The sequence below is a fragment of the Natronomonas salinimetallica genome, from assembly GCF_013839515.1.
GTDB lineage: Archaea > Halobacteriota > Halobacteria > Halobacteriales > Haloarculaceae > Natronomonas.
This window is the reverse complement of sequence record NZ_JACDNQ010000020.1, coordinates 35495-40213: the sequence shown is the minus strand read 5'-3', so window position 1 is coordinate 40213 and position 4719 is coordinate 35495. Positions and strand designations below refer to the sequence as shown.

The window sequence follows — 4719 nt, the reverse complement described above, 5'->3', positions numbered from 1 at the left end:
CGGGAGATTTGCGTCATGGACAACGGAAGCCTCCCGCTTCAATTCCTTTGATTTAGCGACCGATCCCGCCGCTGTCTAGTGATTCAACAGAGCCGTATAAAGAAAAGGGATGTGGCCCCATTCATCGCATTGTTCCACGCATAAGCGAATTTCACGTTGTCCGGATGCCTAAGACGGTATGGATCTCGATAAATCAGAATCTCGACTGCGGTTCGTCTAATTGCGCTGAGTATTGAAATGATCAAACCAACAATCTCAATAACAGATGGAATGATAGGTGCAAAACCGAGCAGAACGCCCACGACTCCTAAACCAAGTGTAATTTTATCCCAAGTGCTGTCTCTTGCTTTATTCGCAGCTTCAAGTGCCTGTTTTTGAGTCTTTTGCACATCAGCATCCCAGCGCTGAAATTTTTCAGACTTTTCAAATGTGATTGTTTTGAGATCTTCTCGGAGTTGCTGAACATTTTTGACCCCAATAAGTCGGTCAATTATCCTGTATATCCAGCTATCCGATTCCATATTTTATATAATGTAATATATTCTTCTATCAATTAGATTCTTTGACTAAACAGCGTGTGGATTCGGCCGTTCCACATGTTTTGCCGCATCGAGATCACCGGCGAGATACCGCTGTCCCTCGCCGGTCAGCTCGTACATAGACGCATCCTCGTAGATCGGGGCAACGAGGCCAGCCTCAGACAACAGCTTCAATCGTTCACGCGATCGGTCCTCCGAGGCATTCATTGTCGTGACGTCCTCGATCAACCGTGGGGTCGACCAGCCTTCCCGATCGAGGATCTCCATGATCCGCTCATCGAGCGGGCACATCCAAGGAGCCGATCGACGATCGCTCATATCTCACCCGGCTGTTCCCCGGCCGACGGCGCGCCGTTGTCATCTCCGTCCTGCATCCACACCCCGTTTTCCGCATCGTATTCGCCGTCAAGATATCCCTTCCCCTGTTCAGTTATCTGATAAACGCCGTTCCCAAGAGCGATAACCAAACTGTGGTCCGCAAGTTTCGAGCAGCGACGAGAAACAGACGGCTGTTGTATTCTAACCCCCTCTTCATCGGCGATCTCCCCGACAGGTAGAGGACCTTTCGATCGGATTGTCTCAAGTATCCGATCATCCCAAATCGACATCCAAGTACCGGACTGTCTCATTAACTCTACCTATATGCATATTCTCACTTATTAAGAAACCAAAGTACTGTTTAAGATACTATATCTTTCTCGGTTTGGGCGATACATTTTTGCATAGTTAGTTCGAGGCAGTACCTACGAAACCGCTACGTCGACGGATCGCTGTCGGCGTCTAGTATTTCGGGCCTGTGGTAGTGACACAGGCCCGGAAAAGGTGGTTTCGTGACCCAGAGATGAGTTCGAAACCAGGCGCGGGCGAGAGAGCCCGCACGGACGGAGAGGCACCGACGGATGAAAAGACCGACGTTCGACTCAAATCGGACGGCGGCTCGAAGCGACTGATCGACCTACCTGACTACCGGCGCGACGTGCTGCTCGCGCTGGCGCACTCGGGGCCAGCAAACGGCCACCGGATCATGGACGTTCTCGGCGCGCTCCGTGGCGACGATATCACGGACGGCGGATTCTACCCGAACCTGAACGCCCTCGTCGACGCCGGGCTCGTCGAGAAGCGCGAGAACGAACACGACAAGCGCTCGCACGAGTACGCGCTCTCGGAACGCGGCCGCGAGGTCATTCGGGAGCACGGACAGCGCATCGCAGGCGCGCTCAAAGCGATCGATGGAGGTGCTCGGTAGATGTCCGAGCGCATCTCGACGGAGGACCTGACCGACGAGCAGATCGAGGCGATTCTCAACACGAAGGGCTTCCAGAAGATGCTGGCCTACAGCCGGCTGGCTGATGGCATCGACGTCCTCGAGGAGGAAGACGAGATCTTCGAGTCGATGGTGAACACGATCACGAAACAGCACAGCTCCGTCTCGACCGAGTCGAGCGTTCGCGAGATCCTCACGCTGTTTCGAGAGGAGGTCTCGACGTTCACCGAGCCGCTCGTCGAGGACGGCGAGGACGGCATGGAGAGCGCCGATCTCGAGGAACTCTACGTCGAGGACGGTGATGCGCGATGAACCGACGGGAGGAACCGTACGCGCCGCCACGCGGCGCTGCGGCACACGTCTGTAGCACGACTGGCGGAACGGTCTACTGCCCGTTGACGGAGTGTCCGTACTGCGATGGGGGGCAGCGATGACCCCACCCGCATCCGGTGTGATCCCGCGCGGCTGGCGGGTCGATCACGAGAGCCCGAGCGATTTCGTCGTCCGCTGTATCGAGTGCGACCGCGTGAGCATCCGAGACGGACGAGCGCAGGCGCACAAGCAGGCCCAGACGCACGCACTCCGGTGCTCGCAGACGGGCGTGACGCCCGTCTCGCGACCCGAGGGCACGACGACCGTCGACGATGCCGTCGAGTCGACCGAGGAATCGTCGACGCTACTGTTCGAAGGCGTGACGCCGCGTCAAGACGACCTCCTCGGGATGGAGGTCGTCGTTCGCTACGAGTCGATCCAGTCGGCCGCCGGGACGCAGACGGCGCGCGGGCTGATCGACACGACGATCGGGGGCGAGTCGGGGTCGTTTCGCGCGCTCGAGCTCGTCGGCGAGGACGATCGTCGGCTCCGCGTCGACGTGATCGAGGAGGCCGTCCTCTGTGAGGGCCGCGAACTCAACTCCGGGGACGTCCAGTGGCGGACGATCGGCGACGCTGAACTGTTGCGACCGGCGCGCGTCGGGGAATCGGCGAGTGGATCGGCCGTCGCGACCGATGGAGGTGTTCGGTAGATGTCTGATCGGATCGTCGATGACTCCGATGCGACGCCGTCCCCGTGGTACTGCCCGCACTGTGAGATGTGGATCGGCAAGAAGCTCGATAGCTGCCTCAACGGGCACGCCCGCCCGCGATTGCCGCTGTACTACGATGACGTCGACTTTGACGACTCGTGGCGAGTCACACAACGCGATCGCGTTCGCGCGAAGCTCCGGAGGCTGGTCGGTCGATGACCGAGGACGATCCGATGTTCTCGATGGACGTCAAAATCCAGCGCGGCAACGGCACCGACGACCGAGACACGCTGAAGGCGACCGTCCAGGCGGACGACCTGCAGACACTGGATCAGCGACGCGAAGCGATGACGAAGCGCCTCGAGGAGCAGGCTGCGCAGGTCCGGGCGATTCAGCCGGACGACACGACAGTAGATCGACTCACAGAGGATCAGACCACGCTTGAGGAGCAGGAGGTCGATTCCTGATGGGAGCGAAGGACCTCGCGAGAGCGTTCGCTATCGACGGGCCGGGCTGTGACGGCTGTGGCGATCCGGACGCCCACAAGCGGCCGGTGACGGTCCTGATCGACGGCGAGCGCAACCGGCGGTACTACTGTGGAGAGTGCGACCCGCTCGAGGAGGACGGCGTCGAGACCGTCGTCCGGGATGCGTGGAGGGACGACTGATGCCACCGGGACAGCCGGTTCACCGGTGCGACGACTGCGGATTTATCCGGCCGTGTCGCCCCTTCGCTGATCGGTGGCTCTGCCTCGAATGCGCTTCGGTCACGGCGGTCGCGACCGACGGGGGCAAGCGATGAGTGATCTCGAGCCGATCACCCCATCAGAGGCTATCGACCTTCATCTCGAACGGGTCGATACCGACGCGGCGGAGTGGACCCATACTGGGCATAAATCCGACCTCCGAGCGTTTCTAGAGTGGTGTCGTGAGGAAGGCGGAGTTGACAACCTGAATACACTGAGTGGCCGCGATCTCTACAAATTTCGGGTATGGAGACGTGAGGGTGGTTACAGCAACGGCCAGGATGAGGAGCTCGCGAAGAAGACGCTCCACTCGAATCTCGCGACTCTTCGGTCCTTCCTTCGGTTTTGCGGTAGTATCGATGCTGTTTCCGAGGATCTGTACCTGAGTGTTCCGCTCCCCAGCTTGTCGGACGACGATGAGGTGAGCGACAGCAAGATTGTGCCCGAGCGGGTGCCGGTGGTTCTTGAGTATCTTCGGACCTACGAGTACGCGAGCCGAGATCACGTAACTTGGATGCTCCTGTGGTATCTCGGATCGAGGACCGGAGGCATCCGTTCGATCGATTTGGACGAGGACGTCGAATTGGATGGTCGAGAGCCTGGTATCGACCTCCGGCACCGTCCGGAGACGGGAACCCCGCTGAAGAATGGGAAGCAAAGCGAGCGTTACAACCGGATTGAAGACTGGATCGCGGGGGTGCTTGAGGACTGGATCGATGGTCCTCGTCCGGATGTCACGGATGAGTATGGACGGGAGCCTCTGATTACGACGACCAGAGGACGAGTTTCCGCCAGCTGCATCCGGGATGCAGTCTACCGCTGGACGCGGCCTTGTGCTCGAGGCGAGGAGTGTCCGCACGAGCGTGATCCGGAGACTTGCGAGGCAACGGATCATAGTAAGATGAGTAAGTGTCCGTCATCTCGCTCGCCCCACGATATTCGGAAGGCGAGGGTCACGAAGTATCGGAACGACAACGTTCCGCGGGGGGTCGTTGCCGAGGAGGTCGACGCCTCGGAACGGATTCTCGATAAGCACTACGATCGGGCATCGCGCCGCGAGAAAGGAAGCCGCCGCTGGGAATTCATCGACCGAGAATGATGGTCAAACGCGCCCACATGGCCGTGCAAACGAGCGGGGTTGCTGCAA

General features: G+C 59.1%; 10 protein-coding genes. 7 read left to right on the top strand and 3 right to left on the bottom strand.

From position 1 onward, the window contains the following. Nucleotides 1–83: 83 nt before the first annotated feature. The 3 genes from HZR14_RS13510 to HZR14_RS13500 are packed head-to-tail and all read right to left on the bottom strand — an operon-like array spanning nucleotide 84 to nucleotide 1168. Entirely contained in the window at nucleotides 84–521 is a 438-nt protein-coding gene (locus HZR14_RS13510) for a hypothetical protein (protein WP_181693401.1), read from the bottom strand. 45 nt (nucleotides 522–566) lie between these two features. Continuing rightward, on the bottom strand, nucleotides 567–857 hold the full coding sequence (locus tag HZR14_RS13505; protein WP_181693400.1) for a winged helix-turn-helix domain-containing protein: 291 nt from the start codon (nucleotides 855–857) through the stop codon (nucleotides 567–569). After that, nucleotides 854–1168: a winged helix-turn-helix domain-containing protein gene (locus HZR14_RS13500; protein WP_181693399.1), complete on the bottom strand. Its 315-nt coding sequence runs from the start codon at nucleotides 1166–1168 to the stop codon at nucleotides 854–856. The genes HZR14_RS13505 and HZR14_RS13500 overlap by 4 nt, the downstream gene beginning before the upstream one ends. 212 nt (nucleotides 1169–1380) lie before the next feature. Here HZR14_RS13500 and HZR14_RS13495 point away from each other — a divergent pair, with 212 nt between their 5' ends. The 7 genes from HZR14_RS13495 (at nucleotide 1381) to HZR14_RS13465 (ending at nucleotide 4671) form a co-directional block, all read left to right on the top strand. Beyond that, the gene (locus HZR14_RS13495) at nucleotides 1381–1785 is read left to right on the top strand and encodes a PadR family transcriptional regulator (protein ID WP_181693398.1); all 405 of its coding nucleotides are present in this window, start codon (nucleotides 1381–1383) and stop codon (nucleotides 1783–1785) included. Beyond that, nucleotides 1786–2115 (top strand): hypothetical protein, encoded by a 330-nt coding sequence (locus HZR14_RS13490; RefSeq protein WP_181693397.1) that lies wholly within the window; start codon nucleotides 1786–1788, stop codon nucleotides 2113–2115. Between the two features lie 118 nt (nucleotides 2116–2233). Then, complete coding sequence (locus HZR14_RS13485) at nucleotides 2234–2827, top strand: hypothetical protein (protein ID WP_181693396.1); 594 nt, start codon at nucleotides 2234–2236, stop codon at nucleotides 2825–2827. Further along, nucleotides 2828–3046 carry a hypothetical protein gene (locus HZR14_RS13480; RefSeq protein ID WP_181693395.1) on the top strand — a complete coding sequence of 73 codons (219 nt, stop codon included), beginning with the start codon at nucleotides 2828–2830 and terminating at the stop codon, nucleotides 3044–3046. Continuing rightward, nucleotides 3043–3294: a DUF7389 domain-containing protein gene (locus HZR14_RS13475; RefSeq protein ID WP_181693394.1), complete on the top strand. Its 252-nt coding sequence runs from the start codon at nucleotides 3043–3045 to the stop codon at nucleotides 3292–3294. The genes HZR14_RS13480 and HZR14_RS13475 overlap by 4 nt, the downstream gene beginning before the upstream one ends. Next, nucleotides 3294–3494: a hypothetical protein gene (locus tag HZR14_RS13470; RefSeq protein ID WP_181693393.1), complete on the top strand. Its 201-nt coding sequence runs from the start codon at nucleotides 3294–3296 to the stop codon at nucleotides 3492–3494. Before HZR14_RS13475 ends, HZR14_RS13470 begins: the two co-directional genes overlap by 1 nt. Before the next feature lie 130 nt (nucleotides 3495–3624). Next, the gene (locus tag HZR14_RS13465; RefSeq protein ID WP_181693392.1) at nucleotides 3625–4671 is read left to right on the top strand and encodes a tyrosine-type recombinase/integrase; all 1047 of its coding nucleotides are present in this window, start codon (nucleotides 3625–3627) and stop codon (nucleotides 4669–4671) included. Nucleotides 4672–4719 lie beyond the last annotated feature (48 nt).

Bases quoted from the DNA above. Each gene is read 5' to 3' on its own strand.
- HZR14_RS13510 (WP_181693401.1), bottom strand. From the start codon at position 521: ATGGAATCGGATAGCTGGATATACAGGATAATTGACCGACTTATTGGG.
- HZR14_RS13505 (WP_181693400.1), bottom strand. From the start codon at position 857: ATGAGCGATCGTCGATCGGCTCCTTGGATGTGCCCGCTCGATGAGCGG.
- HZR14_RS13500 (WP_181693399.1), bottom strand. From the start codon at position 1,168: ATGAGACAGTCCGGTACTTGGATGTCGATTTGGGATGATCGGATACTT.
- HZR14_RS13495 (WP_181693398.1), top strand. From the start codon at position 1,381: ATGAGTTCGAAACCAGGCGCGGGCGAGAGAGCCCGCACGGACGGAGAG.
- HZR14_RS13490 (WP_181693397.1), top strand. From the start codon at position 1,786: ATGTCCGAGCGCATCTCGACGGAGGACCTGACCGACGAGCAGATCGAG.
- HZR14_RS13485 (WP_181693396.1), top strand. From the start codon at position 2,234: ATGACCCCACCCGCATCCGGTGTGATCCCGCGCGGCTGGCGGGTCGAT.
- HZR14_RS13480 (WP_181693395.1), top strand. From the start codon at position 2,828: ATGTCTGATCGGATCGTCGATGACTCCGATGCGACGCCGTCCCCGTGG.
- HZR14_RS13475 (WP_181693394.1), top strand. From the start codon at position 3,043: ATGACCGAGGACGATCCGATGTTCTCGATGGACGTCAAAATCCAGCGC.
- HZR14_RS13470 (WP_181693393.1), top strand. From the start codon at position 3,294: ATGGGAGCGAAGGACCTCGCGAGAGCGTTCGCTATCGACGGGCCGGGC.
- HZR14_RS13465 (WP_181693392.1), top strand. From the start codon at position 3,625: ATGAGTGATCTCGAGCCGATCACCCCATCAGAGGCTATCGACCTTCAT.